This window comes from Planosporangium spinosum, assembly GCF_049999945.1.
In the GTDB taxonomy this organism is placed as follows: Bacteria; Actinomycetota; Actinomycetes; order Mycobacteriales; family Micromonosporaceae; genus Planosporangium; species Planosporangium spinosum.
Map to the genome: position 1 here is coordinate 273,344 of NZ_JBLYUB010000003.1, position 19,602 is coordinate 292,945.

The 19,602-nt window shown below is 71.9% G+C and carries 14 protein-coding genes; 4 read left to right on the top strand and 10 right to left on the bottom strand.

What is annotated here, in order from left to right:
* Window positions 1–99: 99 nt before the first annotated feature.
* Window positions 100–1,140 carry an FUSC family protein gene (locus ACNTMW_RS06175; protein WP_426632397.1) on the bottom strand — a complete coding sequence of 347 codons (1,041 nt, stop codon included), beginning with the start codon at window positions 1,138–1,140 and terminating at the stop codon, window positions 100–102.
* 264 nt (window positions 1,141–1,404) lie between these two features.
* Between ACNTMW_RS06175 and ACNTMW_RS06180 the strand changes: the two genes are divergently transcribed.
* Window positions 1,405–2,376 carry a TIGR03557 family F420-dependent LLM class oxidoreductase gene (locus tag ACNTMW_RS06180; protein WP_426632398.1) on the top strand — a complete coding sequence of 324 codons (972 nt, stop codon included), beginning with the start codon at window positions 1,405–1,407 and terminating at the stop codon, window positions 2,374–2,376.
* A 45-nt stretch (window positions 2,377–2,421) separates the two neighbouring features.
* Here ACNTMW_RS06180 and ACNTMW_RS06185 read toward each other — a convergent pair whose 3' ends face one another.
* The 6 genes from ACNTMW_RS06185 to uxaC are packed head-to-tail and all read right to left on the bottom strand — an operon-like array spanning window position 2,422 to window position 10,794.
* Complete coding sequence (locus ACNTMW_RS06185) at window positions 2,422–3,819, bottom strand: glycoside-pentoside-hexuronide (GPH):cation symporter (protein ID WP_426632399.1); 1,398 nt, start codon at window positions 3,817–3,819, stop codon at window positions 2,422–2,424.
* Between the two features lie 29 nt (window positions 3,820–3,848).
* Window positions 3,849–5,630 (bottom strand): beta-glucuronidase, encoded by a 1,782-nt coding sequence (gene uidA / locus ACNTMW_RS06190; protein ID WP_426632400.1) that lies wholly within the window; start codon window positions 5,628–5,630, stop codon window positions 3,849–3,851.
* 5 nt (window positions 5,631–5,635) lie between these two features.
* Window positions 5,636–6,376: a cytidylate kinase-like family protein gene (locus tag ACNTMW_RS06195; protein WP_426632401.1), complete on the bottom strand. Its 741-nt coding sequence runs from the start codon at window positions 6,374–6,376 to the stop codon at window positions 5,636–5,638.
* Window positions 6,363–7,988 carry a gluconokinase gene (locus tag ACNTMW_RS06200; RefSeq protein ID WP_426632402.1) on the bottom strand — a complete coding sequence of 542 codons (1,626 nt, stop codon included), beginning with the start codon at window positions 7,986–7,988 and terminating at the stop codon, window positions 6,363–6,365. Before ACNTMW_RS06200 ends, ACNTMW_RS06195 begins: the two co-directional genes overlap by 14 nt.
* Window positions 7,985–9,373 carry a mannitol dehydrogenase family protein gene (locus tag ACNTMW_RS06205; protein ID WP_426632403.1) on the bottom strand — a complete coding sequence of 463 codons (1,389 nt, stop codon included), beginning with the start codon at window positions 9,371–9,373 and terminating at the stop codon, window positions 7,985–7,987. The genes ACNTMW_RS06200 and ACNTMW_RS06205 overlap by 4 nt, the downstream gene beginning before the upstream one ends.
* Window positions 9,370–10,794 (bottom strand): glucuronate isomerase, encoded by a 1,425-nt coding sequence (uxaC, locus tag ACNTMW_RS06210; RefSeq protein WP_426632404.1) that lies wholly within the window; start codon window positions 10,792–10,794, stop codon window positions 9,370–9,372. The genes ACNTMW_RS06205 and uxaC overlap by 4 nt, the downstream gene beginning before the upstream one ends.
* A 111-nt stretch (window positions 10,795–10,905) precedes the next feature.
* Between uxaC and ACNTMW_RS06215 the strand changes: the two genes are divergently transcribed.
* A complete protein-coding gene (locus tag ACNTMW_RS06215; protein ID WP_426632405.1) occupies window positions 10,906–12,273 on the top strand; it encodes a lactate racemase domain-containing protein in 1,368 nt (455 codons plus the stop codon).
* 40 nt (window positions 12,274–12,313) lie between these two features.
* Here the strand turns inward: ACNTMW_RS06215 and ACNTMW_RS06220 are convergent, their stop codons facing one another.
* Complete coding sequence (locus ACNTMW_RS06220) at window positions 12,314–13,111, bottom strand: SMP-30/gluconolactonase/LRE family protein (protein ID WP_426632406.1); 798 nt, start codon at window positions 13,109–13,111, stop codon at window positions 12,314–12,316.
* A gap of 357 nt (window positions 13,112–13,468) precedes the next feature.
* Here ACNTMW_RS06220 and ACNTMW_RS06225 point away from each other — a divergent pair, with 357 nt between their 5' ends.
* Window positions 13,469–14,905, top strand: coding sequence for a sugar porter family MFS transporter (locus tag ACNTMW_RS06225; protein ID WP_426632407.1), 1,437 nt, complete (start codon window positions 13,469–13,471; stop codon window positions 14,903–14,905).
* A gap of 82 nt (window positions 14,906–14,987) precedes the next feature.
* Window positions 14,988–15,938, top strand: coding sequence for a cation diffusion facilitator family transporter (locus ACNTMW_RS06230; RefSeq protein WP_426632408.1), 951 nt, complete (start codon window positions 14,988–14,990; stop codon window positions 15,936–15,938).
* 13 nt (window positions 15,939–15,951) lie between these two features.
* Here ACNTMW_RS06230 and ACNTMW_RS06235 read toward each other — a convergent pair whose 3' ends face one another.
* Together ACNTMW_RS06235 and ACNTMW_RS06240 are read right to left on the bottom strand one after the other, a co-directional pair.
* Window positions 15,952–17,070, bottom strand: coding sequence for an acetate/propionate family kinase (locus ACNTMW_RS06235; protein ID WP_426632409.1), 1,119 nt, complete (start codon window positions 17,068–17,070; stop codon window positions 15,952–15,954).
* A gap of 3 nt (window positions 17,071–17,073) precedes the next feature.
* Window positions 17,074–19,521 carry a phosphoketolase family protein gene (locus ACNTMW_RS06240; RefSeq protein WP_426632410.1) on the bottom strand — a complete coding sequence of 816 codons (2,448 nt, stop codon included), beginning with the start codon at window positions 19,519–19,521 and terminating at the stop codon, window positions 17,074–17,076.
* Between the last annotated feature and the right edge of the window lie 81 nt (window positions 19,522–19,602).

Below are 19,602 nucleotides of genomic sequence, written 5' to 3' on the forward strand. Positions count from 1 at the left end.
GTTCTTCCAAGTGTGCACCCGTTGCGCGGGGGTATCCCGGGTCGCCGGCGCGCGCGGCCTGTGGCGCCGAGGGCCGCGTGCGCCGGCGACCCCAGCGGGTCACGCCGCGGCTTGACGGACCATGCGATTGGCGTCGGTGCGGGTGACCGCCGTTGCCTGGAGGAGTTCACCGGCGATGGTGCGGACGAGCGCGACGACCACGGTGCCGGACAGGCCGAGCCCCGTCCGGCATGCGTCGCCGGCCTGACAGACGGCGGTTAGTGTTCGGTCGCGTGCCCGGTGCGGCTCTCGGCCGGCGCTGAAGTCCTCGTCCAGCTCGCGGACTGCCAGGCCGAGGCTGTGGACCGCTTCGGGTAGCAGGGGCGGACGTTTCTCGCCGTCGACGATGAGGGCGATCGATCTGCGGGTGAGACCGCGGCTGGCCAGCACCGCCCGGTCGAAATGCTCCGCGCCCTCGCTGTACTGCTGAAGCGAATCGCGCCAATGACGCCGTTGCGGGGAGAACCGCACCACCTCCTGGGCGCCCTGCACGGCGTCGGACAGCCGCGCCAGCTCATCACCCATGTCCCGCAGCTGGTGAAGTGCCTTCTCGGCCCCCGAAGCGTCGTGGTCGGCCAGCGCTCGTCCCGTTGCGGTCAGTTGCGCTGCCAGCTGTTTCATGGCGGGAGCGGCGGCCTTGTGCACGATCCGCAGCGGGTTCAGCGGAAAAAGTACGATCACCACCACCAGCCCGATCACGCCGCCGGTCACGGCATTGGCCAACTGGGTCGCGGCCACCCCGGACGCGGTCGTCGGCGCGACCGCGGAGACCAGCACCGCCGTTCCGCCGGCCTGGGTGACGAGACCTCCGTGGCCGGACAGTGCGATCGCGAGCAGGATCGTGGCGGTGACGATGAGACCGGTCTGCGCCGCTCCGTGTCCGACGAGCGCGAGGAATGCGTTCGCGATCACGATGCCGAGTGCCACGCCGGCGATGAGTTCGGCGACCCGGCGGAGCCGCCGGCCCACCGCGCCCGCCACGGTACCGACGGCGGCGATCGGCGCGAAGACCGGATTGTGGGTACTGATCCCGATCCTGCCTGCCGCGATCCAGGCCAGGCCGGCCGCGATTCCCGCTTGAACGGCCAGCACCGAGTACATGGCCAGCTGCCGCCTTCGGTCCCGTTCGGTGGTCCGGGTCCGGTGCCGCCAGCTGTCGAGCACCTTCTCGACCCGCGTGGCGTACGGGCCGCGGGGGCCTCCCGTCGCGGACTCCGGCCGCAATCGTTTCAGCTTGCCCATGGCAGGTGGCATCCCCCCGGTCGCGGCCGGCAAATCCGAACACTCCGCCGAAGGTGGGCGCGATGCGCAACCGCGCCCGGGGTGTCGCGGTGTCGGCGGTACGACACCGGGTAGCGAGTCGCCATGAGACTCGGATACACGCTGTCCTGCGAGGAGTACGGGCCCGCCGAGCTGGTCGAGCAGGCCACGGCCGCCGAGCAGGCCGGCTTCGAGGCGCTGTGGATCTCCGATCACTACCACCCCTGGTCCGATTCGCAGGGGCAGAGCCCGATGGTCTGGCCGGTGATCGGTGCGCTCAGCCAGGTCTGCGCGCTGCCGATCACCACCGCGGTGACCTGCCCGATCATGCGGATCCACCCGGCGATCATCGCGCAGGCGGCGGCGACCAGCGCGGTGCTGACCGGCGGGACGTTCATCCTCGGCGTGGGCACCGGCGAGGCGCTCAACGAGCACATCCTCGGCGACCACTGGCCACCGGCCGACGTGCGGCTGGCCATGCTCGACGAGGCCGTCGACCTCATCCGTCGACTGTGGACCGGCGAGTTCGTCAACCATTACGGCGCGCACTACGTCGTCGAGCAGGCCAGGATCTACACGCTGCCGGACCGACCGCCCAAAATCTACGTGTCCGGGTTCGGGCCCAAGGCCGTCGACCTGGCCGCCCGGATCGGTGACGGGTACGTCTCCACTCAGCTCGAACCGCAGTTGGTGCAACGGTTCCGCGACCACGGTGGTGGCGCGAAGCCCGCGCAGGGCGGCTTCAAGGCGTGCTACGCGAACTCGCGGGAGGAAGCGCTGCGGATCGCCTTCGACAAGTGGCGCAAGCAGGGGTTGCCGGGCGAGCTGTCGCAGGTGCTGCCGTCGCCGCGGCACTTCGAGCAGGAAAGCACGCTGGTCGAGCCGGACATGGTCGCCGATCAGTTCGCGCTCGGCCCCGATCCGGCCGCGCACCTGGCGATGATCGAGCGGTACGCCGACGCCGGCTACGACGAGGTGTACGTGGCCAGCATCGGCCCGCACCACCGCGAGCTGTGCGAACTGTACGCCCGGGAGGTGGTGCCGCGGGTACGCCGCCGGGAGCCGGTCGGCGCCTGAACACCCGCGGCACCGGCACCGGGGCGGGCCCCACCCGGGCCGTACTCAGCTCGGGCGCGGGGTGGCCGGCGTCACGGGCGTCGCGATACCACCCGGAGCCGGCGGCACACTGGCGGCGTGGCGCTGCGCCAGGTCGGTGACCATTCCGCGCAGCACCTTCTCGGTGATCGGGTAGGGGAGGATGACGAGGGTCGCCAGGGCGACGAAGGCGGCGGTGAGCGCCCCGGCGCCGAGCCTGATCGTGGTGATCGCGCCTCCGGGCTGGATCCTGGCTCCGGCAATGTAACCGCCGAGTCCGATGGCGTACGCCGCAGCGGCTCCGCCGACGCCCTGCCCGGCCTTGCGGGTGAACGAGAGCACCGAGTAGATCGTGCCCTCGGCGCGGACGCCGGTCCGCCACTCGCCGTACTCCACGGTGTCGGCCTCCATCGCCCAGACGATGGTGTTGATGGTGCCCAGGCCGAGGCCGAGCACCGCGAAGCACCCGATGCCGATCACCGGGACCGACCCCGGCGCAGCGGTGAGCGCGATCCCGCCCACGACGGTGACGACGCCGCCCAGGATGTAGACGGTCTTCTTGCCGACCGACTCGACGGCCTTCGGGGCGAGGGCCGCCGCCGCGATCATCCCGACGGTCTGCGCCACGGTCAGGACGACGTAGTAGCCGCTGCTGCCGAGCACGTCGCGGGCGTAGTACACGGCGAGCGTCTGCAGCGTGAACATCCCGCCGAGAAACAGCAGGCCCGACAGCGACAGCAGCAGCAGCGGCCGGTTGCGCCCGATCATGCGCAGGCTCTCGGCCAGACCGACCGTCTCCTCCTCGCGCTGCACCTGCTCCCGGGTGGTGAAGAAGCACCACAGGTACAGCCCGAACCCGACGACGAGGAAGATCAAGGTGAGGGTCGTCAGCGAGCGTTGCAGGTTCATCGAGGTCTGGATCAGCGGCGCGACGATCGCCGCCAGCGCCAGGATCGTCAGGTTCGAGCTGACGACCCGGGCGCTGGACAGCCGGCTGCGCTCGTCGGGGTCCTGCGTCATCGCCGCCGCGAGCGAGCCGTAGGGGATGTTGACGACGCTGTACAGCAATCCCCACAGGGTGTACGTGACATAGGCGTAGACGAGCTTGTCGGTCGGACTGAGCCCGCCGGGCACCGAGAACAGCGCCACGCCGATGGCCAGCAGCGGCAGCGAGCCGAACAGCAGGTACGGACGGAACTTGCCCCATCGGGTCGAGGTCCGGTCGACCATCCGGCCGGCGAGCAGGTCGGCCACCCCGCCCCAGATCCGGACCAGGAGAAACAGCGTGCCGACGGAGGCGGCCGGGATGTCGGCGACGTCGGTGTAGTAGATCAGCAGGAACATCGACGCCATCGAGAAGACGAGGTTGTTCGCGGCGTCGCCGGCGCCGTAGCCGAGGTACTGGGTCAGGCCGAGCTTCTTCATTCCGGCTTCCGCTCGCGACGGGCGGATCGTCAGGGCGACCCGCGCCACCGCCGGCGCAGCAGGTGGGCGGCGGCCTTGGGTCGACGGTCGCGGGTGAAGACACCCTTCCTGTTGCCGCCGACGCGCATGATCGTGACCGAGGTGGCGAAGTCGGCGAAGTTCCAGACGTGCTCGCCGACCACCGCGTCGACGCGGTCGAACACCCGGTGGTACATCGCGAGCAGCTCGACCTGGTACTCCTCGGTCCAGGGGACCGGTACGACGCTGTGCAGGCCGGCCACCGTGTCGGCGCCGTACTCGGTCATGATGATCGGCTTGTCGTACCTGTCCGCCCAGGCGGTGAGCTCGGCCTCCAGGTCGCGTTCGGCGGCGGGCAGGGCACCGGTGTCGGTGTACCAGCCGTAGTAGCGGTTGAGCATGAGCACGTCGAACAGGTCGGAGAGCACGTCCCGGTCGGGGGTGGCGACCAGGACGTTGGCGAACGCCACCGGCCGGGTCGGATCCAGCCGCCGGGCCTCGGCAACCAGCGGTGCGAAGTAGGCGCGGGACGCGGGAGTCCACGACTCGGGCTCGTTGGCGATGCTCCACATCACGACACTGGGGTGGTTCTTGTCGCGGGCGACGAGCTCACCGATCGCCTGCCGGTGCACGTCCCGCGTGGCGTCGTTGACCGTGTCCGGCGAGAACGTCGTGAACGACGTCTTGGCGAGGGTGGCGCCGAGCTGGGCGTTCAGCCCGACCGCCGCAGTCTCGTCGATGACGACGATGCCGTGCCGGTCGGCGTAGTCGAGGACCTCCTCGGCGTACGGGTAGTGGGAGGTGCGGAACGAGTTGGCACCGACCCAGTCCAGCAGCGCGAAGTCGTGGACCATGAACACCTCGTCGTGGCCCTTGCCCCGTACCGGGGTGTCCTCGTGCTTGCCGAAGCCCCGGAAGTGGAACGGCTCGCCGTTGATGAGGAACCGGGTGCCGGACACCTCGACGGTGCGGATACCGACCGGCAGTGGGTACCCGTCGACCGGCCCCTCGCCGTCGCGCCACAGCTCGACGGCGAGGGTGTAGAGGTAGCCCGCACCCGGCCGCCACGGGTGCACGCCGTCAACGGTGAGCTCGCCTGCGGTGCCGGTCGCCCGCGCGACCTCGGTACCGGTGGCGTCGGTGAGCGCGACACGCACCTCGCTCCCTTCAGCGCCCGCCGTCTCGACCTCGTACCCGACGGTGCCGGCGGTGCCGGACAGGCCGGTGACGACGGTGACGTCCCGCACGTACGCGGTGGGCGTGGTGTACAGCCATACCGTCCGGTGGATGCCGGCGTAGTTGAAGAAGTCGTGGAAGTAGAACTGCACGGGGCCCTCGGGGGTCTGCTCGACGTAGCCCGGCGGGATTGACTGCCAGGCCAGCACGTTGTTCACGACGGCGGTGACCCGGTTGTCCGCGCCGAATTCCACGACGTCGGTCACGTCCGCCTCGAACGGGGTGTAGCCGCCCTCGTGCGTGGCGACCTGCGTGTCGTTGACCCATACCACGGCGCGGTGGGTCGCCGAGCCGAAGCGCAGCACGACCCGCTGGCCGGCCCACCGGGCCGGGACCCGCACCACGGTCTGGTACCACACGTCGCCGACGTGGTCGTGGACGCGGGCGTCGGCGAACAGGTCGTTGTAGCTCGCCGGTACCGGCGCCTCGCGGGCGCCGGGCAGCCGGCCGCGCCACCAGCCCTCGTCCCGGCCGACACCGTCGGCGTCGAGGGCGAACCGCCACAGCCCGTCGAGCGACCGGCGCTCCCGGGTGGGCGTCTCACGGGGTTCGAGCATGTCGGTCACCTCGTCACGGGAGCGCTCGCCGCCAGCCGGGCCCGGCTGGCGGCCACGATGACGTCGACGCAGGCGTCGAGGTCGAAGGCGGTGGACTCGATCATCAGGTGGTAGAGGCTCGGGTCCTCGCCGTCGACGCCGTAGGCGTCGCGGACGTACCCGATCCGTGCCCGGTCGTTGATCTCGATGCGCCGTTCGGCGGTGCGCCGGTCGACCCCCTCGAGCTCCATCGTGCGCGCCACCCGGGCTTCGAACGGCCCGCCCAGGTGCACGTGCAGTGCGCCGGGCACGTCCCTGAGCACCACCGCGCCGCCACGCCCGAGCACCACCCCACCGCTCCGGGAACTCTGAGCGAGGAACTGCGCGATCTCGGCCCGGATCAGACGCTCCTGCGCGTCCAGGTGCCTCGACGCGCCCGGGCCGTACGTCACCACGGGTACCCTGGCCAGCCACTCGAACAGTCGATCGGCGCGGCTGTGCGGCTGCTCGTCTACCGCGCCGATCGCCTCCGCCGGGACGCCCATCCGTTCGGCGACCGCGGCCGGGATGGCGCGGTCCAGGTACGGCACTCCGAGCCGGTCGGCGACCCGCGGGGCGATCGTCGTCCCTCCGCTGCCGTAGCGCGACGCCACGGTGACCACGGGCGGCGGCGCGGGCGGGGCCGGGGGATGGGGACGGTCGGCGCCGGGGGCTCCGGCGGGGGCCGCGTCGTGCGGTGGCACGGCGACCGGATCAGGTGTGTTCATCGGTACCTCCGGTCGGTGCGCCGGGAACCATCCGCGGTGCCGGCGCCGAGCGGGTGGCGGTTGCCGCCGCGGGCGTGGTCGGGGCCAGTGCCCCGGCGGCGGATTCCAATCCGCGCACGAGCCCGGGCAGCGAGGCGCGCAGCCGCGCGTAGGTGGCCACCAGGTCGCCGGAAGCCTCGACCGGGGGCGCCGGTGCCGCGTTGGGTGGGGAGAGCCGGGCCACGGCTTCGCCGAGCCGGATCGCGTGGCCGAGGGCGATCAGCCCCAACGCGGCCGCGCCGAGCGCGGTACCCTCCGCCTCGCCGACCACGGTGAGCGGCCGGGCGAGCACCCCGGCCATCGTCTCGCGCCACAGCGCCGCGCGGAAGGTGCCGCCGGTGGCCCGTACCGCGGTCACCGGCCAGAGCCGGTCGAGCTGATCGACGATCGCGCGCAGCTGCAGGCAGACCCCCTCGACGGCGGCGCGGATCAGGTGCGCGCGGGTGTGCCCCTCGCGCAGGCCGAGGACCGCGCCGGGCAGGTCCGGATCCCACAGCGGCGCGCGTTCGGCCACCAGGTAGGGCAGCACCACCAGGCCGTCGCTGCCGGCGGGCGCGGTCGCGGCGAGGTCGAGCACCTCCTTGTCGTGGTGCTGCTCGGGCGGTCCGGTGAGCAGGTCCGGCGTGAGCGCCCGGCCGGCCCAGCGCACCACGAACCCGCCGTTGCTGATCGCGCCGCCGACCACCCAGGCCGAATCGGTCAGCGCGTAGCAGAACAGCATTCCCCGGTCGTCGACCTTCGGCTCGGGGACGACCATGCGCACCGCCCCGCTGGTCCCGACCGACAGTCCCGCCACGCCGGGCGAGACCGCGCCGGTGCCGAGGTTGCCGAGCGGGCCGTCGGCGGCGCCGGCGACCACCGGCGTGCCTGCGGGCAGGCCGACCCGGGTGGCCGCCGTCGCCGCGAGGGTGAGTGTGGCGGTGGTGGGCAGGATCGGCGGGAGCTGCTCGGCGGAGGTCCCGGCGAGCGCGACCGCCGCCGGGCTCCAGGTACGGGTCGCCAGGTCCAGCATCCCGGTCCCGCCGGCCGATGACAGGTCGGTGGCCAGCGTGCCGGTCAGCCGCCAGAGCAGGTAGTCCTTGAGCCCGACCCACCAGCGGGCGGCCGCGAAGGTCCGGTGGTCGTGGCGGGCGAACCACATCAGCTTCGTCAGCGGCGTCATCGGGTGCACCGGGACGCCGGTGCGCCGGTGCAGCTCGGCGGCCTGGCCGGCGGTGCGCAGCGCCCTCGCCTCGTCGTCGGCGCGCGAGTCGGCCCAGGTCACGAGCCGGGTGAGTGGGCGCATGGCGGCGTCGAGACCGATCAGTCCGTGCATCGCCGCGCTGACCGAAATGCCGAGCACCTCGGCGTCGCCGACGCCGGCGACGCACTCGGCGAGCGCCGCCGCCGCGCACTCGGCGATCCGCTCGGGGTCCTGCTCGTGCCAGCCCGGGGCCGGCTCCAGCAGGGGGTACTCGCGCAGGGCCAGCCGGCGCCAGCCCGAGTCGAGCCCGAAGGCCACCGCCTTCACGGCCGTCGTGCCGACGTCGAGTCCGATCATCACCCGCGGGGGTGGGCGCTGCGCCGAGGTCATCGCACCCCTTGGCGCTGGAACCGGTCCACGTCGGCGCGGACCGCCGCCACCAGCGCGTCGTCGTCGCCGAGCGCCGGGTCGAGGGTGGCCAGGATGCGTGGCACGGCATCGGGCAGCGGACCGGACGCGCGAGGCACCACTTCGTCGGCCCGTGCGTCGTGCACCGGCGCGCCCTGCCCGCGCAGGTGGCACACCCACGCGGCCAGCACGAGCACCGCGCCCTGGGGCATGCGCCTGGCCGACCGTTCCTGGCGTAGCACCGGCAGGATGCGCTCTACCAGCTTCTGTGAGCCGTCCGCGGCGATCTGCGCGAGCTTGTGGCGCATCCGCGGGTTGGCGAAGCGCTCGACCAGCGCGTCGCAGTAGGCCCGCACGCCGGCCGCGGGCTGGTCCAGGTGCGGCGACGCGTCGGACCACCACTGCCGTACCCAGCGCCGGCAGGTGTCGTCGCCGATCGCCTCCGCGACGGTGGTGTGCCCCCGGATCGAGCCGGCGTAGGCCAGCAGTGAGTGGGCGCCGTTGAGCAGCCAGAGCTTGCGGTGCTCGTACGGGGTGATGTCGTCGGTGAAGGTGGCCCCGGCGTCCTCCCAGCGGGGGCGCCCACCGGGGAGGGAGCCGCTGAGCACCCACTCGGAGAACGGTTCGGCGGCGACCGGGGCGTGGTCGTCGCGGCCGGTGGCCTCCGCCACGACGCGCAGGTCGTCGGGGTCGGTGCGCGGGGTGATCCGGTCGACCACCGTGGTGACGGTCTCCACGTGCCCGGACATCCAGTCGATGAGCTGCGGGTCGACCAGTTCGGCCAGGTCGTGTACCACCCGGGCGGCGATCGCGCCGTTGTTGGCCAGGTTGTCGCACGGTACGACGGTGAGCGGCCCGGCGTCGGCCCGGCGCCGGGCGGCGATCCCGGCGAGCAGGCGCGCCGGCGCGGTCTTCACCGGCGCGGTCAGGTCGCGGCGCAGCGCCGCCACGTCGTCGCGGACCTCCGGGCGGTCGCGGTCGAGCCCGCCGTCCGGGCCGCGGAAGTACCCGGCCTCGGTGACGGTCACGGTGACGGCGACGATGTCGGGGGAGCCGAGCAGGCGCAGCCAGGTGTCGTGGTCGACGCCCGGGTACGCCCGCGACAGGCTGCCGATCACCTCGAACCGGTCGCCGTCGGCGGCCCGCGTCACCAGCGTGTACAGGCCGTCCTGCGGGCCGAGCAGGTCCGGCAGGCGGAGGCTGCGGCCGGTGAACGCGGCGATGCCCCACTCCGGCGCGTCCGGGGCGTGTTCGGTGTACCAGGCCTGGTGGGCCCGGAAGAAGTTGCCCAGCCCGAGGTGGACCAGTCGGACCGGCGCGGCGGCCCGCCCCACCCCGGCGCGCCGGGACATCTCGTGGGCGCTCATAGCTTGAACACCTTGGTTGGCTGGGTGGAGACCAGGTCGACCGCGGTCTGCACGGCCTCGTCCACCGGCAGCCGGTGGTCGGCGACGAGCCGGGCCAGCACACCGGCGTCGACGCGCCGCGACAGGTCGTGGCGGGCCGGGATCGAGCAGAAGGCGCGGGTGTCGTCGACGAACCCGGAGGTACGGGTGAAGCCGGCGGTCTCGCTCACCGCCTCCCGGAACCGGCGCTGGGCCGCCGGCGCGTCCAGGAACCACCAGGGCGACCCGACGTACACCGACGGGTAGAACCCGGCCAGCGGTGCCAGCTCCCGCGACCAGACCGTCTCGTCCACAGTGAACACGACCAGGTGGAAGCCCGGGTACGTGCCGTACCGGTTGAGCAGCGGGCGCAGCGCGTCGGTGAACTCGATCCGGATCGGGATGTCGTGGCCGGTGTCGGGGCCGTACCGGTCGAAGGTCGGCAGGTGGTGGTTGCGCCGAACCCCCGGGTGCAGCGTCATCACCAGCCCGTCGTCGCACGACATCCGGGCCATCTCGGTCATCATGTGCCGGCGGAAGGCGACCGCCTCGCCCGCGCTGGCCTCGCCGGCCAGCGACGCCCGGTAGACGCGGGCCGCCTCGGCCGGCTCGAGCGGGTCGGTTCGCGCGTCCGGGTGGCTGTGGTCGGCCGACCGCGCGCCGTGGGCGATGAAGTACCGCCGGCGTTCCTGGAGCGCCCGCAGGTAGCCGGGGTAGTCGCCGGTGTCGACGCCGGCCGCCGCGCCGAGCCGGGCGACCGTGTCGGGCCAGCCGGGCTGCGCCGGCTCCAGGTACGCGTCGGGCCTGAACGCCGGGATCACCCGCCCGTGCCAGGCCGGGTCGGCGGCGAGCGCGGCGTGCGCGGCCAGGTCGTCGCACGGGTCGTTGGTGGTGACCAGGACCGCGAGACGGAAGCGCGCATACAGCGCGCGGGGCCGGTACGCGTCCTCGCGCAGCCGCGCGGACACCTGGTCGTAGCTGGCGTCGGCGGTCGCCGCCGACGGGCGCTCGGTCACCCCGAAGATCTCCGCCAGCTCGGCCTCGAGCCAGTAGCGTACCGGGGTGCCGCGGAACACCGGCCAGTGCTCGCACAGCAGCCGCCACACCCGACGCGCCGCGTCCGGCGACAGCGGCCCCTGGCCGACCCCGAGGTCGGCCAGCCCGACCCCGTCGGCGTGCAGCAGTCGGGTGACGTAGTGGTCGGGCGTGACGAACAGGGTCGCGGGATCCGAAAACGGCTGGTTGTCGAGCAGCAGGTAGGGGTCGACGTGACCGTGCGGGGAGATCAGCGGCGCGTCGCGTACCGCGTCGTAGAGCCGGCGGGCGATGTCCCGTACGTGCGGCTCGGCGGGCAGCAACCGGTCGGGGTGGAGTGCCAGTTCGACGGCGGTCTGGACACCCATATGTCAAGCATGGCCACGCCGGCCCCGGCCTCGCCAACCGGATTGCGTGTCCATGGGCGGGGAATTGTCCTGCACACGCCCACCGGTGGGAGATTCGCAAGGGAGCCGGCCATGACCGAGACAGCGGCGCCGAGTCAGCATCCGATCGCGGCGGCTCGGGTCGGGGGGCCCGGCCAGACGCTCTCCGACGAGCAGGTCCGCGCCTTCGTCCACGACCAGTTCAAGGAGGTCGACCTGGACGGGCGCAGCCTGTGCGTCCTGGTACCCGACGGCACCCGTACCTGCCCGCTGCCGCTGCTGCTGTCCGCGTTGCACGGTGCCGTCCACGGCCGCGTCAGCCGGCTGACCGTCCTGGTCGCGCTCGGTACCCATCCCGCCATGACCAAGGCGGCGCTCGCGATGCATCTGGGCTACCCCGAGGGCGGGCTGCGGGAGCGCTATCCGGACACCGTCGTGCGCAACCACGAGTGGTGGGATCCGGCCACCTTCGTCGACGTCGGCACGATCACGGCCGACCGCATCGCCGAACTGTCCGACGGGATGCTGCGCCGGGGCGTGGACGTACGGATCAACCGGGCCGTGGTGGAGCACGACCTCACGGTGATCGTCAGCCCCGTCTTTCCCCACGAGGTCGTCGGGTTCTCCGGCGGCAACAAGTACCTGTTCCCCGGGGTTTCCGGGCGGGACCCCATCGATGTCTCGCACTGGCTGGGCGCACTGATCACCAGCGCGAGGATCATCGGAACCCGTGGCGTCACCCCGGTCCGGGCCCTCATCAACGAGGCCGCCGCGATGGTGCCCGGCGAGCGGCTCGCGCTGTGCATGGTGACCGGTGCGGGGAAGGCCCGCTCGGAGCCGGAGGAGATCGCACCCGCCAAGGCGGCCCAGACGCCGGCGGACCTGCCACCGGCCCGCGAGTCCGCGATCCGCCTGCATGCCATGACGTTCGGCGAACCGCAGGCCGCCTGGGCGGCGGCCGCGGACGTCTCGGCCGCCACGCACATCCGCTACCTCGACGCCCCGGTGCGCAGGGTGCTGTCGATCCTCCCGACCCGGTACGACGACATGTGGACCGGCGCCAAGGGCTTCTACAAGGTCGAGCCGATCGTCGCCGACGGCGGGCAGGTCGTCATCTACGCCCCGCACATCCGCGAGATCAGCGCGACGCACCCGCAGATCGCCGAGATCGGCTACCACTGCCGTGACTACTACGTCAAACAGTGGGACCGGTTCAAGGACTACCGCTGGGGCGACCTGGCGCACTCCACCCACCTGCGCGGCGCCGGTACCTACGACCCCGCGCACGGCGAACACGACCGCGTCACCGTCACCCTCGCCACGGGGATCCCCGCCGACCAGGTCCGCGCCGTGAACCTCGACTACCTCGACCCCGCCTCGATCGACATCGAGGCCTGGGCCGCGGATCCGGACACCCTCGTCGTCCCCGACGCCGGCGAGGACCTCTTCCGCCTGCGTTGACGGGCTGAGGGTGCGTCGCAGCCGAGACGATCACCCCGGCTCACCCGGCATACTCCCGAACGGGCAGACCGCGCACGCCGACCACGGCCCGGAACAGCGAGCCGGCCACCGGATCGTCGCCGGCTTCGAGGCCTTCGCGTGACGTGGTGATGAACAACTCGTCCAGGCGCGGACCGCCGAACGTACAGGCGGTGACCATCCTGGTCGGTAGCTCGATCACCTCGTCGACCACGCCGTCCGGGGTGTAGCGGCGCACCGCCCCGCCCTCGTGGAGCGCTACCCACACCCCTCCATCGGCATCGACCGTCAGGCCGTCGGGACGGCCGGCCTCGACCGGGACACTCACGAACGGGCGCCGGCCGGTCAGCCCGGAGCCGCGGTCGTAGTCGAATACGGCGACGTGCTGGGTGGCGGTGTCGTTGTAGTAGGCGCGGGTGCCGTCCGGGCTCCACTCCAGGCCGTTCGAGATGGTCACCCCGTCGAGCACCACCTGCACGGACCGGTCGGGGTCGAGCCGGTACAGCGCGCCGGCGCCCGGTCGCTGGTCATAAGCCATCGATCCACAGTAGAAGCGGCCGTCCGGATCGCATCCGCCGTCGTTCATCCGCACGCTGTCGTCGGTCCATAGGTCGGGGAGGTGGGTGAGCGTGCCGTCGGCGTCCTCGACGGCAAAGCCCTTCTCGACGCCGATCACCGCACCGCCCCGGCGGCGGGGTCGAACGGCGGCGGCGACGCGGCCGACGTGGCGGCGGGTGATCGTCGCGTCCGCCGCCAGGGACAGCACATCTCCGGCCAGCATGTCCACCCAACGCAGTCCACCCCAGAGCGAGGACCACACGGGCCCCTCGCCGTGGTAGGTCACCGGGCCGGTTACCTGGTCAGGCCGCACTCGTTCGCCTCCGGCGGTACGTGCCAAGGCTACCCGCGAAGGGTGGTGCGTACCCTGTCGCCACAGCGTGGCGTGTATACCGGCGACGCCGCCCTTCCACCTGTCGGCGACCTCCTCGCGGCCGCCGCATGAACCCGACGCTCCGGCGGCATCCCGCCGGGAATGACGTGCCTGGTTCCGGCATACCCGGCCAGGCGGCGGGCAGGTCGCCGGGTACGAGATCGCCCAGCCGCCCAGTCGGGGGTTTGCTGCTCATAGGACTGGTGTGCCGGCTGCGCGAGTCGTGGACGATGCGGAGGAGTCTCCATGACCACCGGTATCGCCTTGACGCCGACGTCCAGCAGCCCCGTGGACGAGGTGCCCGCCGAGGGTCGGCGCAAGGTCCGCCGCTGGGGGCTCATGATCACTCTGGGCAGTTTCCTGTTCGGCTACGACACCGGGGTCGTGTCCGGGGCGCTGCTGTTCATCCGGGACGACTTCGGCCTCAACGCCCTCGAACAGGGTGCGGTGGTCAGCGTGCTGCTGCTGGGCGCGATCGTCGGTGCGCTGGTCACCGGACGGGTGGCCGACCGGGTCGGGCGGCGCAGGACGCTGTTCGGCCTGGCGGTGGTGTTCGTGATCGGGATCGCGATCGCGGCGCTCGCGATCGGCTACTGGATGCTGCTGGTGGGCCGGATCGTGATGGGCCTGGGGGTCGGCGGGGTGTCGGCGATCGTGCCGACGTACCTGTCGGAGATCTCGCCACCGCAGATCCGCGGCCGGGTGCTGACCCTCAACCAGTTACTCATCACCGTCGGCCTCCTGGTCTCCTACCTGGTGGACCTGGCGTTCAGCGGCACCCAGAACTGGCGGGCCATGTTCGCCGTCGGCGCGATCCCGGCGATCGCGCTGGCCCTCTGCTGTGCGCGGCTGCCCGAGTCGCCCGCCTGGCTGGTCACGAACGGGCGGACCGCCCGGGCGAAGGCGATGATCGAGTCGGTCGTCGACGCGTCGACCGCCGACGCGTACGTCGAGCGGTTCCAGCGGCAGGAGGCGCAGCGGCGGCGGGAGCGCGCTCCCGAGGAGCAGGGGCTGCGCGTCCTGCTGGCGCCCCGGGTCCGCGCGGCGCTGGTGGTGGGGCTCACCCTCGCCGCCGTGCAGCAGTTCGGCGGGATCAACACGATCATGTACTACGCGCCGACCATCATGCGGGAGACCGGCCTGAGCGCCTCGAACTCGATCGTCTACTCGGTGTTCATCGGGGTTATCAACCTGGCGATGACGGTCGTGTCGCTGCGGCTGATCGACCGGCTCGGGCGCCGGCCGCTGCTGCTCGCGTCGCTGGCCGGCATGCTCGTCACGGTGGCGCTGCTGGGGCTGTCGTTCGTGGTGCACCTCGGCCCGGTGGTCACGTTGGTGTTCATGCTGCTGTACATCATGTCGTTCGCGATCGGCATGGGGCCGGTGTTCTGGGTGCTGCTCGGCGAGATCTTCCCGTCCCGGGAGCGGGCCGAGGGCGTCGGCGCCGGCTCGATGGTGAACTGGCTGTCGAACTTCGTGGTGTCGCTGGCGTTCCTGCCGGTGGTGAACGCGATCGGGCAGGGGCAGACGTTCTGGGTGTTCGCGATTGTCTGCGCGGTCGGGCTGTGGTTCGTCGCACGCTACGTGCCCGAGACCCGCAACCGCAGGTTCGACCAGGTCGACGCGGACCTGCAAGCGCGCTGGACCGGCCGGGCGCCAGGCGCCGCGCCGCAGCCCGCGTGAGCCTCACCGTCGGGCGCGCCGAGGGCGAGGTGACGGCCGTCGGCGGGTATCAGTTCGCGGTTCGACGGGGTAGGAACCGGCCATGACACAGCGGCGCGACGGACACGACGGTCAGAGCGGAGCGAGTCTCCACACGGTGCTGACGGCCGTGGGGGCGAACGTTCTCGTCGCGGTGGCCAAGGGCGTGGCCGCGCTGGTCACCGGATCCGCCGCACTGTGGGCCGAGACCTTGCACTCGATCGCCGACACCGGCAATGAGCTGCTGTTGTTTGTCGGCCTGCGCCGGTCGAAGAAGAAGGAGGACGTGGAGCATCCATTCGGGTACGGCCAGGAACGTTACTTCTGGGCCTTCCTCGCCGCGCTCGGGATCTTCCTGATTGGTGGGGTGCTCTCGATCATCGAGGGTGTCCGCAGCCTGCTGCGACCGGAGCCGCTGACCTCGCCGTGGGTCGGCATCGCCGTCCTCGTCGCCGCCGCGTGCTTCGAGGGGTACTCGTGGGTCGTCGCGCGCAAGCAGCTTCGCGACCGGGCACGGGAACTGCATCGAACCCTGGTGGAGCACCTGACCCGAGCGTCCGACCCAACCGCGACCACCGTGTACCTGGAGGACTCCGCCGCGTTGACCGGCATCGCCCTCGCGCTGGCCGCGCTGGTCCTGCACCTGCTCACCGGCTGGGCTGGATGGGACGGTCTGGCCAGTATCTGCATCGGACTGCTCCTGATAGCGGTGGCGGTGCTGCTCGCCCGCCGGTCGAAGGCGCTGCTCATCGACGAGTCGGCACCCCAGGACGTGGTGCGGCCGATCCGGGACGTCATCGTCCGGCCCGACTGGGTCGCTGACGTCCGGGCCCTCGACGTCGTGTTCGTGGGCCCGGCGGAACTGCTGGTGATCGCCCGCGTCGTGCCGGCACCCGACTTGACCGACGCGCCGGTGCGCGACCTGATCAAGCGCGTCGACGGGCTGCGCCAGGAGTTGCTGCGCGCGCCGGCCATCACCGAGGTGGCCATCACCGTCGAGGCGGCCCACCGGTGAGCGCTCCGCATGCTCACTGGCGCGGGTGGTGGGGGACCAGGGCGACGAGGTCGCCGACCTGGCGGGTGATCTCGAGGTCCTCCCGGGCGGTCACCACGACCGTGCGTACCCGCGCCCCGTCGGCGCTGATGTCGGCGTCCGCGTGCGCCGCCTCGTTGGCTTCCGGGTCGACGCCCACGCCCAGGTACGCCAGGCGGGTCGCGACGCTCGCCCGGACGACCGCCGCGTGCTCGCCGATGCCGCCGGTCATCACCAGCACGTCCATCCCGCCCGCCGCGGCCGTCATCGCCGCGATCTCCCGGCACAACTGGTGGATGAACACGTCGAACGCGAGCGCGCAGTCAGGATCGCCGGCGGCCGCACCGGCGAGCACGTCCCGCAGATCGCCGGAGGTGCCGGACAGGCCCTTCAACCCGGACCGGGTCTCCAACGCCTCGTTCAGCTCGCCGACCGGGACACCCCCGTACTGCAGCAGCCACATCAGCAGCCCCGGGTCCACGTCGCCGGAGCGGGTCACCATCACCAGCCCGGCCAGCGGCGTGAACCCCATCGTGGTGTCCAGGCTGACGCCGTCGCGGACCGCGGCCAGCGACGCCCCGGCGCCGAGATGGCAGCTGACCAGCCGGGTACCCCGTACCGGGACGCCGGCGAGTTCGGCGGCCCGCCCGGTCGCATAGGCGTGGGAGAGCCCGTGGAAGCCGTAGCGGCGCAATCCCCAGCGCTCGTTCCACGCCTTCGGCAGCGCGTAGGTGTACGCCTCGGCGGGCAGTGTGGCGTGGAAGGCGGTGTCGAAGCACGCGACCGCCGGGGTCCGCGGCAGCAGGTCGGCCATCACCCGGATCGCGGCGACCGCGCGCGGGTTGTGCAGCGGCGCGAGATCCTTGATCGAGTCCAGGTAGTCGACCAGCTCGGCGTCGACGCGGGCGGGCGCCCGGTACCGCGGCCCGCCGTGCACGACCCGGTGACCCACCGCGTCGATTCCACCCACGCCCTCGACGAACTGCCGCACCGGCTCGATGTGCGCCCGGCCGGTCCAGCGCTCCACCGTGGTGGCGGCGTGCACGGCGCCGTCCGGGGACACCAGCGACAGCTTCAGGCTGCTGGAGCCCGCGTTGACCACCAGGACCCGCATCGGCTACACCGGCTCGGTCAACGGCGGGTTCGCCACGCCGGTGGCCGGCCCCGGGGCCCCCGACCACTGCCAGTCTCGGATCTCGGGCAGGTCCTCGCCGTGGGTGCGGACGTACTGGCGGTGCTCGATCAGCTTGTTGTGCAGCCAATCCCGGTGATGTCCGGCGACCGGCCACAGCCGCGGCACCCGGTCGATGACGTCGATGGCCAGGTGGAACCGGTCGATGCGGTTCAGCACGCACATGTCGAACGGCGTGGTCGTCGTGCCCTCCTCGACGTAACCGCGCACGTGCAGGTTGTCGTGGTTGGTGCGCCGGTAGGTCAGCCGGTGGATCAGCCACGGGTACCCGTGGTAGTTGAAGATGATCGGCTTGTCGGTGGTGAACAACGCGTCGAAGTCGCGGTCCGGCAGCCCGTGCGGGTGCTCGCGCCGGTCCTGCAGCCGCATCAGGTCCACCACGTTCACCACCCGTACCCGCAGGTCCGCAAACCAGCCGCGGAGGATCTCGGTGGCGGCGAGGACCTCCATTGTGGGTACGTCCCCGGCGCAGCCCAGCACCACGTCGGGCTCGGCGTTGCCGTCGGTGCTGGCCCACTCCCAGATGCCGATGCCCTTGGTGCAGTGCACGATCGCGTCCTGCATGCTCAGGTACTGAAGCTCCGGCTGCTTGCCGGCGACGATCACGTTGATGTACTGCCGGCTGCGCAGGCAGTGGTCGGCCACGGACAGCAGCGTGTTGGCGTCCGGCGGGAGGTAGACCCGGATCACGTCGGCCTTCTTGTTGACCACGTGGTCGATGAAGCCCGGGTCCTGGTGGGAGAAGCCGTTGTGGTCCTGCCGCCAGACGTGGCTGGTCAGCAGGTAGTTCAGCGACGGGATGGGGTGCCGCCACTCGATGCCGTTGGTGGTCTTCAACCATTTGGCGTGCTGGTTGACCATCGAGTCGACGATGTGGATGAACGCCTCGTAGCAGGAGAAGAACCCGTGCCGGCCGGTCAGCAGGTACCCCTCCAGCCAGCCCTGGCAGGTGTGCTCGGACAGGATCTCCATCAGCCGACCGTCGACGGCGAGCCCCTCGTCGTACGGCTCGATGCGGGCCGCCCAGGTCCGCGCGGTGACCTCGAGGACGGCGGCCAGCCGGTTGGAGTTGTTCTCGTCGGGGGCCAGCACCCGGAAGTTGCTCATGTTGTCGCGCATCACGTCGCGCAGGAACGCGCCGAGCACCCGGGTCGACTCCACCGCGCCCGTACCGGGTGCCTCGACCGGTACGGCGTAGTCGCGGAAGTCCGGCATCCGCAGGTCGCGCGAGAGCGGGCCGTCGGGGTTGGTGTGCGGGTTGGCGCTCATCCGGCGCGCGCCCACCGGGTGCAGGCCCCGGATCGCAGGGACGGGGGCGCCCGAGCCGTCGAACAGCTCCTCCGGCCGGTAGCTGCGCATCCAGTGCTCCAGCACCGCCCGGTGGTTGGCGTCTCCGCGGGCGTTGCTGAACGGCACCTGATGCGCGCGCCAGTACCCCTCCACCTTCAGCCCGTCGACCTCCGCCGGCCCGGTCCAGCCCTTCGGTGAGCGCAGGACGATCATCGGCCAGCGCGGCCGTTCGGTGCTGCCGTCGGCGCGGGCCCGCCGCTGGATCGCCGCGATCTCGTCCAGGCACCGGTCCAGGGTGGCCGCGAAGTCCTGGTGCATCTGCGCCGGGTCGTCGCCTGCCACCAGGTACGGGGTGTACCCGTAGCCGCGCAGCAGCTCATCGAGTTCGGTGGGCGTGATCCGGGCGAGGACGGTCGGGCTGGCGATCTTGTAGCCGTTCAGGTGCAGGATCGGCAGTACCGCCCCGTCCCGGTACGGGTCGAGGAACTTGTTGGAGTGCCAGCTGGTCGCCAGCGGGCCGGTCTCGGCCTCCCCGTCACCGACGATCGCGGCGACGATCAGGTCGGGATTGTCGAAGGCCGCGCCGTAGGCGTGCGACAGGGCGTACCCGAGCTCGCCGCCCTCGTGGATCGACCCCGGTGTCTCGGGCGCCACATGGCTGGGAATCCCGCCGGGAAAGGAGAACTGGGTGAACAGCCGCTTCATTCCCTCCGCGTCCTGCGACACGTCGGGGTAGACCTCGCTGTAGGTGCCCTCCAGCCATGCTGCCGCCACGGCCGCCGGCCCGCCGTGGCCCGGGCCGATCACGTACATCATGTCCAGGTCGCGCCGCATGATGGCGCGGTTGAGGTGGGCGTAGATGAAGGTGAGCCCGGGGGTGGTGCCCCAGTGCCCGAGCAGCCGCGGCTTGATGTGCTCCGGGCGCAGCGGCTCGCGCAGCAGCGGGTTGTCCATCAGGTAGATCTGGCCCACCGACAGGTAGTTCGCCGCCCGCCACCACGCGTGGAGGCGATCCAGCTCGTCCCGGTCGAGCGGGCGCTCCATCGTGGCAACCGGGGCCGTCGTCGTCTGTGTCTCGTTCATGTCCGTGGACGACCTTTCGTTCGGTCCGGTTCGGCGGTTACCCGGCCACGGCGCGGTGGTGCGCCGGTGACCGCGTAACCG